Origin of the sequence: Cryobacterium sandaracinum, from assembly GCF_004403415.1 — a bacterium.
Classification (GTDB): Bacteria; Actinomycetota; Actinomycetes; order Actinomycetales; family Microbacteriaceae; genus Cryobacterium; species Cryobacterium sandaracinum.
Map to the genome: position 1 here is coordinate 15577 of NZ_SOGO01000027.1, position 14406 is coordinate 29982.

The following is a 14406-nucleotide window of genomic DNA, read 5'->3' on the forward strand; positions in this document are numbered from 1 at the left end:
GCACGTGGGGGCGGGGCGGCGCCGGGGGTGAGGCCGGGGCGTCGGGAGTGAGGCTGGGGCACCTCGCGGTGCCCCGAACCCCAGGCGCTACTCGGCGGTGGCCTGCGCGGTGACGAAGGCCTCGAAGGCGGCCGGGTCGTCGAGGACGCCGGGGTAGGAGACGCCGTTGACGAGCACGGTGGGCGTGCCCTTGACCTGCTCGATGTCGGCGTTGGGGAGAGGGCCGTCGAGGGCGCGTTTAGTGGCGGTGCCGACCCAGGCGGCGAAGGTGTTCTCCGTGATGCAGGTGGCGACCTTCTCGTCGGTGACGCCCGCACTCGTGGCCAGGCTGACCAGGTCTTCGTCGGTCAGGCCCTCGGTGTTCTCCGCGGGCTGGTTCGCGAACAGGGCCGCGTTCAGGGCGAGTACGTTCTCGGGCTCATGGTTGGCGACGCACGCGACGGCGGCCGCGGCCCGGGTCGGGTACTTGCTACCGGCCGAAACCGGATCGAGGATTGAGATCGGGTGCAGCTCGAGCGTGGCGGTGCCCGCGGCGACCCATCCGGCGATCTGCTCGCCGTTCGTGGTTTCGAACTGGCCGCAGAAGGGGCAGAGATAGTCCGCGTAGACCACGATGTTGGCGGTGTCGCCGAGGGTTGTCGGGTCGGTTGCGATGGGGTTCTCGTCGGCGGCCACGGAGACGGTCTCGACCGGGACGATGTTGGTGCCGTCGCCGCCGAGCAGCACGCCGTCGCTGGCCATGTTGAGCGGGCCCGGCGCCGCAGGTCCCTGGCTGCCGACCACGACGAGGGCCACGACCACGGCAGCCGCGATCAGGCCGGCGCCGATGCCGCCGCGCAGAAGCCAGCGGTTGCGCTTCTCCTTTTTCTGCTGCTCCTCGCGGAGCTGGCGGGCGCTTTCACGCGCCATCTCGCGGCGATCCTTCTTGGGGGGGACAGGTTTGCCGTAGACATTACTCATGAACTAATGCACCGTTTCGTTGCGACTGGCAGGTAGCTCCAAGGTTAGAGGGTCCGTCTCCGGGGGAGGTGCAGCGGGGCTGTGAGGGGGCTGTGAGCGCCGTGCGGAGAACCGAGTCGTCGCCCGCGCGGTCGATCCGCGGTGGTTGGGGCTAATTCAGGAGAAAACGGATGCCGGCGGCTGGGCGCCGCGGGAATCGGGGGCCCGGATCGCGGCATCCGTCGATTCTCCTGAGTTAGCCACACCGCTGCGCCCGGTTCCCGTGGCCGGCCACCCCGAGTACGCGGGTGACCTGGCTGACACGCCGATCCCCGTTTTCCTGGGCGGCCCGGCTGTGCGTACGATCGAGGTCGCGAACCCGCTGGACGGTCCGGCCGAGACCGTCACGGTCCCCGACCGGTCGAGTCCGGCGGCCGGGCGGAGCCCCTCACGGTGCACAACGGTTCGCCGACACCGTTCCGAGCTCGGCGGCCGGGCGCCGGCACCGCGGCATCCGTTTTCGGAACGGCGACACTCACCCTGATGACCAGTGGAAATGCTGACTACCGCGACCCCGGACTCGTTTTCCCCGAGGGGTTCCTTTTCGGTTTGCCACCGCGAGCAGCCAGATCGAGGGTGCCTTCAACGAGGACGGCCGCGGCCCGTCGATCTGGGACACCCTCAGCCGCACCCCCGGCAAGGATCTGAACGGCGACACCGGCGACGTAGCCTCCGACCACTGCCACTGCCACTGCCACTGCCACTGCCACCGCCTCGACGAAGACCTCGATCTGATGGTGTCGCTCGGTCTGCACGCCTACCGGTCCTCGATTGCGTGGTCCCGCATCCAGCCGATCTGCCGCGGTCCGGCGAACGAGAAGGGGCTGGCGTTCTCTGGGCGTCTCGTCGACGGGCTGCTGGCCCGGGGCATCCGCCCGATCGCGACTCTGTACCACCGGGACCTGCCGCAGGCGCTCAAAGACGAGGGCCCGGAGTAGGTCCCAGCTTCCGGCAGTGGACCGGTGCACGATCGGGCGGATTCCTGCAACTTCCGCGGCGTTCTGTGAATGGGGGAATAGGCGCCGGTGTGGTTGCCTTGACAGTGAGGGCGGTTCCGTGTTCCGCTGCTGGTGCTGACGCCCGTGATGCGGTGCCGCTAACGAAATCAGACCAGCACGCAGAGCCCCATCGATACCGAGGATCAGTACTTTCGTGAGCACCGCCGCCATCACCGTCATCACCGCCGCCGACCTGAGGTCGGCCGCGAAGCATCCCGGCGACGCTCTCTCCCGCGGCCAGCGCCTGGTCTACATCCTCGTGCTCGGCGCCCTCACGGCGCTCGGCCCGTTCACGATCGACCTGTACCTGCCGGCCTTCCCGACCCTGGAGCGTGAGTTCGGCGTATCGGCGGCCGCCATCCAGCTGACCCTCACCGGCACCATGATCGGGTTCGGGTTCGGCCAGCTTGTGGTCGGCCCGTGGAGTGACAAGGTCGGGCGCCGACTGCCGCTGATGCTCGCGACCGGCTTCCACATTCTGGCGAGTGTCGGCGCCGCCCTCTCCCAGGACATCGTCTGGCTCGGGGTCTTCCGTCTGCTGCAGGGCTTCGGCGCCGCGGCCGGCGCGGTCGTCGCCCTGGCGATGGTGCGCGACCTGTTCGGCGGCAAGCCGCTCGTGAAGATGCTTTCCCGCCTCGCGCTGATCAGCGGCCTGGCCCCCGTGCTGGCCCCGGTCATCGGCTCGCAGCTGCTGCTGGTGATGAGCTGGCGCGGCATCTTCTGGGTGCTCGCCGCCTACGGTGCGGTCGTGATCCTGGCCGTCGCGTTCTGGATCGTCGAGACGCTGCCGGATGCCGAGCGCCACACCAAGGGGCACAGTTCCCTCGGTCAGCGCTACCGTGCGGTGCTCAGCGACAGGATCTTCGTCGGCGTCGCGATCATCGGGGCGATGACCTTTACAGGTTTGTTCTCCTACCTCTCGGCGTCGTCGTTCCTGTTCCAGCAGGTCTACGATTTCAGCCCGCAGCAGTACGGCGTGCTCTTCGCCGTCAACTCGCTCGGCATCGTGATGGGTGTGCAGCTCAGCTCCCGACTCATGCACCGCTTCAACATCGGCCCGCAGTGGATCATCTCGGTGTCCACCGTGGTGCTCCTGATCACGGCCGCGGCCATCGTGCTGCTCGACCTCGCCGGCGCGGGACTCTGGGGCACCCTGGTGCCGCTGTGGTTCTTCATCGCGGCTTGCGGTTTCACCCTCCCCAGCGTGCAGGTCATCGCCCTGAACGCGCACGCGCATGAGGCCGGAACCGCCGCGTCGCTGCTCGGCGCCGCGAACTTCGGCGTCGCCGGACTGATCTCCCCGATCGTCGGCGTGCTCGGCGTCGGGACAGCGGTTCCGATGGGCGCCGTGATGGGCGTCACCGCCATCGTGTCGATCTTCGCCCTGTGGCTCATCGTGCGCCCCCGGTCGGTGCCCGCGCTGGAGCACTGAGGCCAGATGGGCGCCGGGTAACGGCATCCTTCAGCCTCCGGTCAGTGGTCACTGGTCAGTCGTCAGCGGTCAGTCGTCAGTTGCCGCCGGTGGCTAGCTCAGGAGATTTCCGATGGTGTGGCCGAGGTGGCGACGGATGCCGCGTGATTCCGGCATCCGTCGCCACCGGCTTCGCAGATCTCCTGAGTAAGCCCCCGGAGATGCGCGGCAAATGGCCAGGGCGGGAAGCCGCACGCCCGCACCGATCTAGCATGGACAGATGATGAGCGAGCGCGCCCCCGAGACCGCAGCCACCTCCGCCACCCGACGCATCGCCCGCCGGTGGCCTCTGGTCAGCGGGTCCGCAGCGCTGTTGCTGGCCGTGGGGCTCGGCGCCCTGATCGTGCTGCGCGGCAACGGCCGCCCGCTGGAGATCGACGCCGAGTGGATGGATGAGATCCTCGAGCACCGGGCGCCCGTCTGGGAGTATCTCTCGCTCACGATGAACTACCTCGGTGCCGGAATCGCCGGCGTGATCGTGATCCCGGTGCTGATTCTGGTGGCGCTGCTGCTGCTCAAACGGCCGTGGGCGGCCGGCTACTTTGTGGTTGCCACGATCGTGAGCTCGGGACTGGTGCAGGTACTCAAATCACTGTTCGGTCGGGATAGGCCGGAAGACATGCTGGTCATGTCAGATTTCGGATCCTTTCCGTCCGGCCATGTCGCCAATGCGGCGACCATGGCGGTTTGTCTCGGCATCCTCTTCCCGCGCGTCTGGGTTTGGCTGGCCGGCACCCTCTACACGGTTCTGATGATGGTCAGCCGCACTTATCTGGGCGCACACTGGCTCACGGATACGATCGGCGGGCTGCTGCTCGGTGCGTCCGTCGCCGTGCTGCTGTGGGCCCCGGTCGCCGCGAAGCTCCAGGGAGAGCGCGAGTTGGCGGCGCAGCATCCGTCGCCCTTGCGAATTCGACGGAGAAATTCCACATAGAGCCCTTAATCGGGGCAAAATCGCGCGTTTTGGGCAAAATCTCCGTCGAATTGGTTCGGGCAGAGCGCACGGACGCACGGGCGCATCGGCAGCCGCATCGGTAACGGATGCCCCGGGGTAGCGTCGACGCATGAGAATCCTCCTTGTCGGGGCGGGCGGCGTAGGAGACGCGTTCGCGAAGATCATCGCCAGGCGCACGTTCTTCGAGCACGTCATCGTGTGCGACTACGACCTGGCCCGGGCGGAACGCACCATCGTCGCAATCGGCCTGAAGCACGGGCACGCGGCGGCAGCCCGGTTCTCCGCCGAGCAGATCGACGCCGGCGACCCGGACATGGTCGCCGCCGTCGCGCTCAGGCACGGCGCCACCCACGTGATGAACGCGGTCGAGCCGAAGTTCGTGCCCACGGTGTTCGCCGGGGCGCTCGCCGCCGGCTGTGACTACCTCGACATGGCCGTGAGCCTGTCCGAACCGCACCCCACGGACCCCTACCTCCAGACCGGGGTCATGCTCGGCGACGACCAGTTCGCGCAGGCCGCCGACTGGGAGACCGCCGGCCGCCTTGCCCTGGTGGGCATGGGCGTCGAGCCGGGGCTCTCGGATGTCTTCGCCCGCTACGCCTCGGACCACCTGTTTCGGCAGATCGAGGAGCTCGGCACGCGCGACGGTGCCAACCTGGTCGTGCACGACGACGCCGGCAACGAGATCTTCGCGCCATCATTCAGCATCTGGACCACGATCGAGGAGTGCCTGAACCCGCCGTTGATCTTCGAGAAGGACCGCGGCTGGTTCACCACCGAGCCGTTCAGTGAACCGGAGATGTTCGACTTTCCGGAGGGCATCGGCCGGGTCGAATGCGTGAACGTGGAGCACGAGGAGGTGGTGCTGATGCCGCGCTGGCTCGATGCGAATCGGGTCACCTTCAAGTACGGCCTCGGTGAGGAATTCATCGGCGTGTTGAAGACCCTGCACCTGCTCGGCCTCGACCGGGTCGACCCGGTGCGGGTGCGCAGCGCGTCCGGCCCGGCGCTGGTCGCCCCACGCGATGTGGTGGCCGCCTGCCTGCCTGACCCGGCCACGATCGGCCCGCGGATGACCGGCAAAACCTGCGCGGGAGTGTGGGTCACCGGCACGGGTCCGGGCGGCCTGCCGCGCGAGGTCTACCTCTACCACGTCGCCGAAAACGAGTGGACGATGCGCGAATACGACACCCAGTGCGTGGTTTGGCAGACCGCCCTGAACCCGGTGATCGCCCTGGAACTGCTGGCCGCTGGCACCTGGACCGGCATCGGCGTGCTCGGCCCGGAGGCCTTCGATGCGAAGGTGTTCCTCGACCTGATGAGCGCGCCCGAAACCGAGGGCGGCTACGGCCAGCCCTGGGGGATGGAGGACCGGCTGGCGTCCTGAGACGCACTCGACCTTCCGACGTGCCAGGCGGATGCCCGAGCGCATAGCTGCGGCCGCGGCGCGGGTGGTGCGCCGCTACGCGCGTGGCGTGCCATCCGCGCAACGGCTTACCATCCTCGCGACGCGAATCCCGGCAGGGGGGATCGGGATTGCCGCCCGATCGAGCCGGATGCGAGATGATGCTGTGACTGAGCGCGAAACATCCGTCGGAACGAAAGCGGTGCGGGAATGATCAATGGTGATGTCTCCTTCTGGTGGAACCAGCTCGGCCGGCCGGCCGACCGCGACCCGCTGCCCGGGCCGACGACGGCCGATGTGTGCATCGTGGGTGCCGGCTATACCGGGCTGTGGACGGCCTATTACCTGAAGAAGGCGGCCCCGGCGCTTCGGATCGTGATTGTGGAGCAGCGCTTCGCCGGCTACGGAGCGTCAGGGCGGAACGGCGGCTGGCTGACCAACTCGGTCACCGGCGGCCGCGAGCAGTACGTGAAGTCGCACGGCCGGGACGCGGCGGCCCGGTTCCAGACCGGAATGAACGAGACCGTGGACGAGGTGATCCGGGTCGCCAAGGCCGAGGGCGTCGACGCCGACATCGTCAAGGGCGGCGAGTTCACCGTGGCCTACGACCAGCCGCAGCAACGAAGGCTGGAGGCATCCGCTCGGTCGGAGCAGGCCTGGGACATGACGGATGTCGAACTCCTCTCCCCGGCGGCTGCGCGCGCCCGTATCGACGTGGCCGGTGCCACCGGGGCGATGTGGCACCCGCACTGCGCGCGCATCAACCCCGCCAAACTCGCGGCCGGGCTTGCCCGGGTGGTGGAGGGCCTCGGCGTGGAGATCTTCGAGAATACCCGGGTCAGCGAGATCACGCCGCACCGGGCGATCACCGACCGCGGCGCCGTGGAGGCGGAGTTCGTGGTGCGCGCGACGGAGGGGTTCACGGCGGGCCTGAAGGGACTGCACCGGGCGTGGCTGCCGATGAACTCGTCGCTGATCGCGACCGCGCCGCTCAGCTCGGACGTCTGGCAGAGCATCGGCTGGGCGGGCCGGGAGACCCTCGGTGACATGGCGCACGCCTATATGTACGCGCAGCGCACCATTGACGACCGCATCGCGATCGGCGGTAGGGGCGTGCCGTACCGGTTCGGGTCGCAGACGGATTCCGACGGGCGGACTCCGGCGAGCACGGTGGAGGCGCTGCGAGGCATCCTGACCCGGTTCTTCCCAGTGACGGCTGGCGCGCAGATCGACCACGCCTGGTCGGGGGTGCTCGGCGTGCCGCGCGACTGGGCGGCGACCGTGGGGCTGGACCCGGCGACCGGGCTGGCCTGGGCCGGAGGCTATGTAGGCACCGGGGTGGCGACGACGAACCTCGCCGGGCGCACGCTGACCGACCTGATCCTCGGCAACGACACAGGCCGCACCCGGCTGCCGTGGGTGAACCACCGGGTGCGTAACTGGGAGCCGGAGCCGCTGCGCTGGCTCGCCGTGCACGCGCTCTACCGCGCCTACTCGTTGGCCGACCATGCCGAGCTGACCCGGCGGCGGACGACATCGCCGATCGCGTCGGTCGCGGACGTGGTCTCGGGTCGAGGACACTAGCGCGGGCGCTCGTGCCGCGCGGCTGTCCCGGTGCGGCCCGGTGCGTGCCCGGTGCGTGAACCGATTCGACGGAGATTTTGCCGATAACAGCTGGTTTGGGGCCGAAAACCTGTCTTCCGGGCAAAATCTCCGTCGAATTAGCACGGTGGCCGGCTGCCGGGAACCGGGCCTGGTGTGGTCTACTCAACGCATGAGCGTTGAGCCGGGGGTTTCGCAGCAAGCCGTGCGGCAGGCGGAGGCCGCCGCGGATGCAGCCGCCGAGGCTGCCGGGGTGACCGTGCGGCAGGCTGAACCCCGCGACCTGGCCGCGGTGATCGGCCTGTTCGAGCGCACCTGGGGCGTGGGCCACAGCCCCGACAGGTCGATGCTCCTGGCGCTCGACTTCGCCGGCAACACCGTGATGGTGGCGACCAAGGCCGGCAAACCGGTCGGCGCGACGCTCGGCTTCCTCGGCTGGACCGACGGCATCCACCTGCACTCGCACATGGCAGCGGTCGTGCCGTGGCAGCGCGGCAGTGGGGTCGGCTACGCGCTCAAACTGTTCCAGCGGGCACTCTGTCTGCAGCACGGCGTCGCAGACATGCGCTGGACTTTCGACCCGCTGATCCGCCGCAACGCGCACTTCAACCTGGTCAAGCTGGGCGCCGAGGTGGTGCGCTTCCTGCCGGATTTCTACGGCCGGCTCGACGACGTCATCACCGGCAGCGACCGGAGTGACCGGTTCGAGGTGCGGTGGCGACTCGATTCTCCGCGCACCCTCCGGGCACTGGCCGGCGAACTCCCCCCAGTCTGGTCGGGCAGCGACTCGCTGTCTCTTGACGTGGACTTCGAGCGGCTGCGCGCCGACGACCCGGCCGAGGCCGTCCGGCGCCGGGACGAGTCCCGGACACTGTTCCAGAACAACCTGTCTCGCGGGATGCGCCCCGAGCTCACTGAGAACAACGATTACATCTTCACACCGGATGTCCCCGATCGCCGGCCGGCCCCCGACTGAGCCTCGTCGGCCCTGCCCGCCCTGCCCGCCCTGCGCGCCGTGCGAATTCGACGGAGATTTTGCCCGTAAACCCGGTTTTCCGACCCAAAACATCCGTTTCGGCCAAAATCTCCGTCGAATTGGTTCGGGAGCGCAGCCCCCGCGCCAGACAAGGCGGCGCACTCCGCGCCAGCCGTCACTCCGGGCCAGACGAGGCGGCGCACTCCGCGCCAGCCGTCACCCCGGGCCAGCCGTCACTCCGTCCCAGATCGAGATGGCGATCTTGCCTCGGGTGTGTTCCTCGCCGAAGTGGTGCAGGGCGTCGGCGGTCCGGCTCAGTGGGTAGGTCGTCTCGATCCGGGGAGCGACCTTGGCCGAGTCGATCAGCTCGCGAATCACATCGAGATCGGTGGCGCTGGCCGACGCCACGAGCGGGCGGAGGCTCTGGCGCGAATAGACTCCCAGGGCCGATGCGGCGAGGATGCGCCCGATCGGGCCGAGCAGACGACCGCCTGCAGCGGAGGACAGCACCAGCGTTCCGCGTGGGGTGAGCGCGCGGCGGCAGTCGGACAGGGAGCGATTGCCGATGAGATCGAAAATCACCTCGTACTGCCGACCCTTGGCCGTGAAATCCTCGGAGGTGTAGTCGATCACGTGGTCGGCGCCCAGGCCGCGGGCCAGCTCGGCGTTCCGAGTGCTGCAGACGGCCGTCACCTCAGCCCCGAAGGCTTTCGCAAGCTGCACGGCGAACGATCCGACCCCGCCGGATGCGCCGTTGACCAGAATCCGATCGCGCGGCTGCAGGTTCGCGGCATCCCGGAGTCCCTGCAGCGCCGTGGTCGCGGCGATTGGCACCGTCGCCGCCTGCTCGAAGGTGAGCGTGGCAGGCTTGCGGGCAACCACCTTCTCGGTCGCCACCGTGAATTCCGCGAAGCTGCCCGCATTGACCTCCGCGTAGACCTCATCATTCACGGCGACGCGTCGCACGGCGCTGCCGACGGCCACGACCACTCCCGCGGCATCTCGTCCCCGGACCGCGATGCGGGGTGCCCGCAAACCGAACGCGAGCCGCACGAGATAGGGCTCGCCGTGCATCAGCAGCCAGTCGGCCGCATTCACGGATGCCGCGTGGACGCGGATCAGCACTTCGTCGGCACGGGGCACCGGCATGGGGACATCGGTGTACTCGAGGGTCTCGGGCCCGCCGTAGGCCCGCTGGATGATCGCTTTCATGGCACCCTTTCTGGTGTAACACTATAGTGTGTGATACACAGTACAGTGCGACTTACAAAACCGAAACCCGACAACACCAAATCCCCACACACCAACCCTCGGAAAGGATCCGATCCCATGATGCTGCTCACTCCACTCCCGCGGCCCGTGCTGCTCTCCACGCTCTGGATCGTTCTGCTGTTCAACTACCTCTACTGCGACGTGCTCGGGCTCTACGACCCGGCACACCTCGTCGACCTCGAGACCGGCACCCTCGGCGGCGGGCCCTTCACACCCGGCAAGCTGGTCGCGGCCGGGGTGCTGATGCAGATCCCCATCGCGATGGTTCTTCTCGCTCGCGTGGTGCGCCACGGACTGAACCGCTGGATCAATGTGGGCGCCGCATCTGTTATGGCCGCGGTTCAGGTCTCCACGCTGTTCCTCGGCACACCGCCCACGCCGGTCTACCTGTTCTTCTCCGCGATCGAGATCACGCTGCTGCTGGCCATTGTCGTCCTCGCGGCATCCTGGACCCGCTCCAGAGAGCGGGCGGCGCACGACCGGGCCCTTGCGGGTGTGTGACGCACACTAATGTGTACAAGTGCTCAACGAAGAAGAACTCGCCACCCACCGGCAGGAGTTGCGGCGCGGCACCATCGTGCTCGCCTGCCTGGTGCTGCTAACGCAGCCCAACTACGGCTACGCCCTGCTTACGGCCCTCGAATCCCAGGGGTTCGCGGTGGATGCCAACACCCTGTACCCACTGCTGCGGCGCCTGGAGAAGCAGGGTCTCCTCACGAGCGAGTGGAACACCGACGAGTCCCGACCGCGCAAGTTCTACGTCACGAGTGAGGAGGGGGTGGGTCTCGCCGCCACCCTCACCACCGACTGGAACGAATTGAACATGGCATTCCGATCCCTCACGGAGACATCATGACCACCCCGTTCACCCCGTCCACCCTCACCGACCGCTTCGTCACCGAAGCGCTGCGCGGCCTGCCTGCGCGGCAGCGTGCTGACATTGAAGCCGAACTGCGCACCCTGATCGCCGACGCAATCGAGGATCGCCTGGAGGCGGGAACGGATGCCGTGGCCGCCGAACACACCGTGCTCGCCGAGCTGGGCGCACCGCGCCGGCTGGCCGCCCGGTACTCGGAGAAGCCCACCTACCTCGTGGGACCGGATCTCTACTTCGACTACGTGCGCGTGCTCACGGTGCTGCTCTCGACCGTGGTGCCGATCTGGTTCCTGTTCAGCGGCATCGTCACTTTTGTCGCCGGCTCGTCGGCTGGTGAAACGGTGGGCGTCGCCGTCACCGGTGCAATCGAGACGGCCATGTCGATCGCGTTCTTCACGACGGTGATCTTCGCGATCATCGAGCGCACATCGGCGATGCGGTCAAGGCGCACAGTGGTCTGGGATCCGGCATCCCTGCCCGAGGTCCTGGACAAGCGCGGCTATTTCACGGAGCTCGTCGGCGGAATCAGCTTTCTCGTGATCATCGCCAGCGTGCTGATCTGGCTGCAGACGGTGGGTGCGGTCGAGGGGCGGGACAGCGCACTCATCGGTCCGATTGCGACGGAATTGTGGACATCCGGGGCGTTCTATATCGCACTTTTCTATGCCGCTGTCAGCATCAGTTTTCACCTGTTCGCGTATTACACGGGATGGTCGGTGTCGAATGCGATGGCGACCATCGTGCTGGACGTTCTCTTCGTCGTTCCAGCGGTCTGGCTCACGGCGAGCGGCCGGCTGCTCAACCCGGACTATTTCGATGCCGTCGGCTGGCCGCAGGGCGTCGGGGTCGTCACGGCCATCGTGGTGGTCGTCGTGCTGCTGTTCTCCGCCCTGGACTCCATTGATGCAATCGTGCGCGCGACCCGGAAACGGCGCACTCGCTGAGCCGTGATTCGCAGAGTGCGAAGAGCGGATGCCGCGCTACTCCCCGCGCCGGGTGAAGCGTCGCTCGAACCAGTAGAGCAGTTCGGGGCGCACCCGGTTCAGGTCCTGCAGGGTCATCGGTTCGGGCACCCGCACCATGGGTACGCCGAGCTGATCGACCACCGTGTCCATGGCGCCGCGCGAGTAGTACTGCCCGCGCATGCGCACCAGCAGTCGGCCGTCGGTGCCGGTGACGAAAAGCTGCGGCTGCGTGTCGAGCGCCCCGCTCCGGTAGAGGTCGAGCAGCACGACGCTGCCGATCTCGTCCGCGGAGAAGTCCTTGACCAGGCCCATGAAGCCGCGCTCCGAGATGCCCTCGGCATCGACACGGATGATGGTGCGAGTGTAGGCGAGATAGGCAAGGCCGCAGATGCTCAGGAGCACAACCTGGGCGATGGCAACCGGACGCCAGGTGCCGTTGGGGATGCTGAGCCAGAAGAGCACGGCTGAGATGGGTGCGGCAAGGGCCAGGACGGAAAGCCCCGACTGCACCAGCAACCGGCCGTGGGGCCGCAATGCGTGCGTGTGCATACGCACACCCCCGTTGAATCTCACCCTTGGTTCCCCCTCGCCGGTGTACACAGATTATCTCGGATTTTGCGTGAGTGCGGCAGTCACCGATAGGGGGGGTGCCGTGTCGAAACCGGAACAGACGACGGATGCCCGTGAACCGTATAGTGAGCGGGTGCCATCCTTGTCTCTCCGAAGAAGCGGTCCGCGCGTGCCGCGCGCCCGGCTGCATCCGGCGCAAGTCGTGGTCGCCGGATTCGCCGCCGCCATCCTGATCGGCACGGTGCTGCTGATGATCCCGATCGCGACGCCCGGCCCCGGCGGCACCCCGCTCCTGATCGCGGCTTTCACGGCCACGTCGGCCGTTTGCGTGACCGGGCTGACCGTCGTCGATACCGCGACGTTCTGGACGCCGTTCGGCCAGGTCATCATCCTGGCCCTGATCCAGGTCGGCGGCTTCGGGATCATGACGTTCGCCTCGGTCATCGGGCTCGCCGTGATCCGCAAGATGTCCCTTCGGTCCCGCATGACGGCGGCCGCCGAGGTCAAGAGCTTCGGGCTCGAGGATGTCCGCGGGCTGGTTCTCGGCGTCGTGCGCATCTCCCTGATCGTGGAGTCCATCGTGGCGGTGCTGCTGAGCCTGCGGTTTTGGATCGGGTACGGCGAAGCGCCGGGCCGGGCCATCTGGCTCGGCGTGTTCCACTCCGTGTCCTCGTTCAACAACGCGGGCTTCGCCCTGTTCAGCGACAACCTCATCTCCTATGCGACGGACCCGTTCATCTGCCTGCCCATCGCCGCCGCCGTGATCCTCGGCGGCCTGGGCTTCCCGGTGATCATGCAGCTGCGCAAGCACTTCCGGAACCCGCTGAAGTGGTCGATGAACACCCGCATCGTGCTGGCCGGAACGATCACACTTCTGGTCGCGGGCACTGTCTACATCACCGGCGTGGAGTGGAACAACCCGGGCACGCTCGGACCGCTGGACTGGCCGAGCAAACTCCTGGTGGGATTCTTCCAATCGGTGCAGACGCGCACAGCCGGGTTCAACAGCCTCGACATCGGGGCGATGGATTCCGCGAGCCTGCTCGGCATGGACGTGCTCATGCTGATCGGCGGAGGCCCGGCCGGCACCGCCGGCGGCATCAAGATCACCACCTTCGCTGTGCTGTTCTTCATCCTGCTGACCGAAATCCGTGGCGAGGTGGCCGTGAACGTCTTCGGCAAGCGCCTCTCCCGGGCCGTGCACCGTCAGGCGATCACCATCGTGCTCCTGGCGGTTGCGGTGATCACGGTCTCCACGGTCGCCCTGATGCTGATCACCGATATCGGCCTCGATGCCCTTCTGTTCGAAGCGATCTCCGCGTTCGGCACGGTGGGGCTCTCCACCGGGATCACCGCGGGTCTGCCCCCGGCCGGTCATATCATCCTGATGCTGCTCATGTTCATCGGTCGTCTGGGTCCCATCGCCTTCGCCTCGGCGCTCGCCCTGCGGGACCGCCCCACCGGGTATGAATTACCGAAAGAGAGGCCCATCATTGGCTAAATTTTCCCTGTTCGGGCACCAGCAGCCTGCGCGTATGGCCGAAGAGGATGCGATCGTCGTGATCGGCCTGGGTCGGTTCGGCAGCGCCCTTGCACTCGAGCTGATGGCCAGCGGCAGCGAGGTGCTCGGCATCGACGGAGACGAGGAGATCGTGCAGGCGCACAACGGCCTGCTCACCCACGTCGTGCGCGCCGACTCGACCAAAGAGGAGACGCTCCGCCAACTCTCGGTGCCGGACTTCAGCAGCGCGGTCGTCGCGATCGGCGGCGATATCCAGGCGAACATCCTCACCGCGAGCCTGTTGCTCAAGCTGGGCATCCCGAATATCTGGGCCAAGGCGGTCAGCGACCCACACGGTGAGATCCTGCGCCAGATCGGCGTCAAGCACGTCATCTACCCCGAGAAGGACATGGGCAAAAGGGTGGCCCACCTCGTGCGCGGGGTGATGCAGGACTACATCGAGATCGACGAGAACTTCGCCCTCGTGAAGACGAACCCGCCGCAGGAGATCATCGGCGTGCCGCTCGGAAAATCGAGCGTGCGCACCATCCACGGGATCACCGTCACGGCATTCAACCGCCCCGGCAAGGGCTGGAGCTACACGACCCTTGACACGACGTTGGAGGCCGACGACGTCATTCTGATCGCCGGCGACGTGCGCAAGGTGGAGTCCTTCAGCCGCCTCAGGTAGCTGATGCCGTTGGCCTTCCCGGTCGGCGAGGAGCTGGGTGCGGCGGGGCTGGGTTGGGTTGGGCTGGGTGCGGCGCGGCGCGGCTGGGTTCGGCGCGGTGCGGCTGGGTGCGGCTGGGCCGGGC

At 67.6% G+C, this 14406-nt stretch carries 14 protein-coding genes and 1 pseudogene; 12 read left to right on the top strand and 3 right to left on the bottom strand.

All coding sequences use genetic code 11. From position 1 onward, the window contains the following. Positions 1–87: 87 nt before the first annotated feature. Entirely contained in the window at positions 88–909 is an 822-nt protein-coding gene (locus E3T25_RS09790; protein WP_166785981.1) for a DsbA family protein, read from the bottom strand. Between the two features lie 196 nt (positions 910–1105). On the opposite strand from E3T25_RS09790, the gene E3T25_RS09795 reads away from it, so the two are divergent. The 7 genes and pseudogenes from E3T25_RS09795 (at position 1106) to E3T25_RS09825 (ending at position 8406) form a co-directional block, all read left to right on the top strand. Further along, complete coding sequence (locus E3T25_RS09795; protein ID WP_134373959.1) at positions 1106–1483, top strand: hypothetical protein; 378 nt, start codon at positions 1106–1108, stop codon at positions 1481–1483. Then, a pseudogene (locus tag E3T25_RS09800) lies at positions 1483–1928 on the top strand (family 1 glycosylhydrolase); the annotation flags it as partial. The gene E3T25_RS09795 and the pseudogene E3T25_RS09800, both read left to right, overlap by 1 nt. Positions 1929–2151: 223 nt before the next feature. After that, complete coding sequence (locus E3T25_RS09805; protein WP_241980772.1) at positions 2152–3429, top strand: multidrug effflux MFS transporter; 1278 nt, start codon at positions 2152–2154, stop codon at positions 3427–3429. 259 nt (positions 3430–3688) lie between these two features. Continuing rightward, entirely contained in the window at positions 3689–4402 is a 714-nt protein-coding gene (locus E3T25_RS09810; protein WP_241980773.1) for a phosphatase PAP2 family protein, read from the top strand. A gap of 130 nt (positions 4403–4532) precedes the next feature. Beyond that, entirely contained in the window at positions 4533–5810 is a 1278-nt protein-coding gene (locus E3T25_RS09815) for a saccharopine dehydrogenase family protein (protein WP_134373961.1), read from the top strand. A gap of 228 nt (positions 5811–6038) precedes the next feature. Continuing rightward, on the top strand, positions 6039–7412 hold the full coding sequence (locus E3T25_RS09820; RefSeq protein WP_134373963.1) for an NAD(P)/FAD-dependent oxidoreductase: 1374 nt from the start codon (positions 6039–6041) through the stop codon (positions 7410–7412). 190 nt (positions 7413–7602) lie between these two features. After that, positions 7603–8406, top strand: coding sequence for a GNAT family N-acetyltransferase (locus E3T25_RS09825; RefSeq protein ID WP_104099225.1), 804 nt, complete (start codon positions 7603–7605; stop codon positions 8404–8406). A 216-nt stretch (positions 8407–8622) separates the two neighbouring features. On the opposite strand, the gene E3T25_RS09830 is transcribed toward E3T25_RS09825, so the two are convergent. Beyond that, positions 8623–9618 (bottom strand): NAD(P)-dependent alcohol dehydrogenase, encoded by a 996-nt coding sequence (locus E3T25_RS09830; RefSeq protein WP_134373965.1) that lies wholly within the window; start codon positions 9616–9618, stop codon positions 8623–8625. Between the two features lie 117 nt (positions 9619–9735). On the opposite strand from E3T25_RS09830, the gene E3T25_RS09835 reads away from it, so the two are divergent. From E3T25_RS09835 to E3T25_RS09845, 3 genes are read left to right on the top strand one after another with little or no spacing between them, the layout of a single operon-like run. Beyond that, positions 9736–10179: a DUF6326 family protein gene (locus E3T25_RS09835; protein ID WP_174721905.1), complete on the top strand. Its 444-nt coding sequence runs from the start codon at positions 9736–9738 to the stop codon at positions 10177–10179. A gap of 19 nt (positions 10180–10198) precedes the next feature. Next, positions 10199–10534: a PadR family transcriptional regulator gene (locus tag E3T25_RS09840; protein ID WP_134373967.1), complete on the top strand. Its 336-nt coding sequence runs from the start codon at positions 10199–10201 to the stop codon at positions 10532–10534. After that, positions 10531–11499, top strand: coding sequence for a permease prefix domain 1-containing protein (locus E3T25_RS09845; protein WP_134342281.1), 969 nt, complete (start codon positions 10531–10533; stop codon positions 11497–11499). Before E3T25_RS09840 ends, E3T25_RS09845 begins: the two co-directional genes overlap by 4 nt. Positions 11500–11535: 36 nt before the next feature. Here the strand turns inward: E3T25_RS09845 and E3T25_RS09850 are convergent, their stop codons facing one another. Then, positions 11536–12069, bottom strand: a complete 534-nt coding sequence (locus tag E3T25_RS09850) for a hypothetical protein (RefSeq protein WP_166784996.1) — start codon at positions 12067–12069, stop codon at positions 11536–11538. Between the two features lie 190 nt (positions 12070–12259). Here E3T25_RS09850 and E3T25_RS09855 point away from each other — a divergent pair, with 190 nt between their 5' ends. Together E3T25_RS09855 and E3T25_RS09860 are read left to right on the top strand one after the other, a co-directional pair. Then, a complete protein-coding gene (locus tag E3T25_RS09855) occupies positions 12260–13591 on the top strand; it encodes a TrkH family potassium uptake protein (protein ID WP_241980774.1) in 1332 nt (443 codons plus the stop codon). 34 nt (positions 13592–13625) lie between these two features. Next, positions 13626–14282 (top strand): potassium channel family protein, encoded by a 657-nt coding sequence (locus tag E3T25_RS09860; protein ID WP_104099219.1) that lies wholly within the window; start codon positions 13626–13628, stop codon positions 14280–14282. The last annotated feature ends 124 nt before the right edge of the window (positions 14283–14406 follow it).

Bases quoted from the DNA above. Each gene is read 5' to 3' on its own strand.
- E3T25_RS09790 (WP_166785981.1), bottom strand. From the start codon at position 909: ATGGCGCGTGAAAGCGCCCGCCAGCTCCGCGAGGAGCAGCAGAAAAAG.
- E3T25_RS09845 (WP_134342281.1), top strand. From the start codon at position 10,531: ATGACCACCCCGTTCACCCCGTCCACCCTCACCGACCGCTTCGTCACC.
- E3T25_RS09830 (WP_134373965.1), bottom strand. From the start codon at position 9,618: ATGAAAGCGATCATCCAGCGGGCCTACGGCGGGCCCGAGACCCTCGAG.
- E3T25_RS09835 (WP_174721905.1), top strand. From the start codon at position 9,736: ATGATGCTGCTCACTCCACTCCCGCGGCCCGTGCTGCTCTCCACGCTC.
- E3T25_RS09825 (WP_104099225.1), top strand. From the start codon at position 7,603: ATGAGCGTTGAGCCGGGGGTTTCGCAGCAAGCCGTGCGGCAGGCGGAG.
- E3T25_RS09850 (WP_166784996.1), bottom strand. From the start codon at position 12,069: ATGCACACGCACGCATTGCGGCCCCACGGCCGGTTGCTGGTGCAGTCG.
- E3T25_RS09815 (WP_134373961.1), top strand. From the start codon at position 4,533: ATGAGAATCCTCCTTGTCGGGGCGGGCGGCGTAGGAGACGCGTTCGCG.
- E3T25_RS09860 (WP_104099219.1), top strand. From the start codon at position 13,626: ATGGCCGAAGAGGATGCGATCGTCGTGATCGGCCTGGGTCGGTTCGGC.
- E3T25_RS09810 (WP_241980773.1), top strand. From the start codon at position 3,689: ATGATGAGCGAGCGCGCCCCCGAGACCGCAGCCACCTCCGCCACCCGA.
- E3T25_RS09820 (WP_134373963.1), top strand. From the start codon at position 6,039: ATGATCAATGGTGATGTCTCCTTCTGGTGGAACCAGCTCGGCCGGCCG.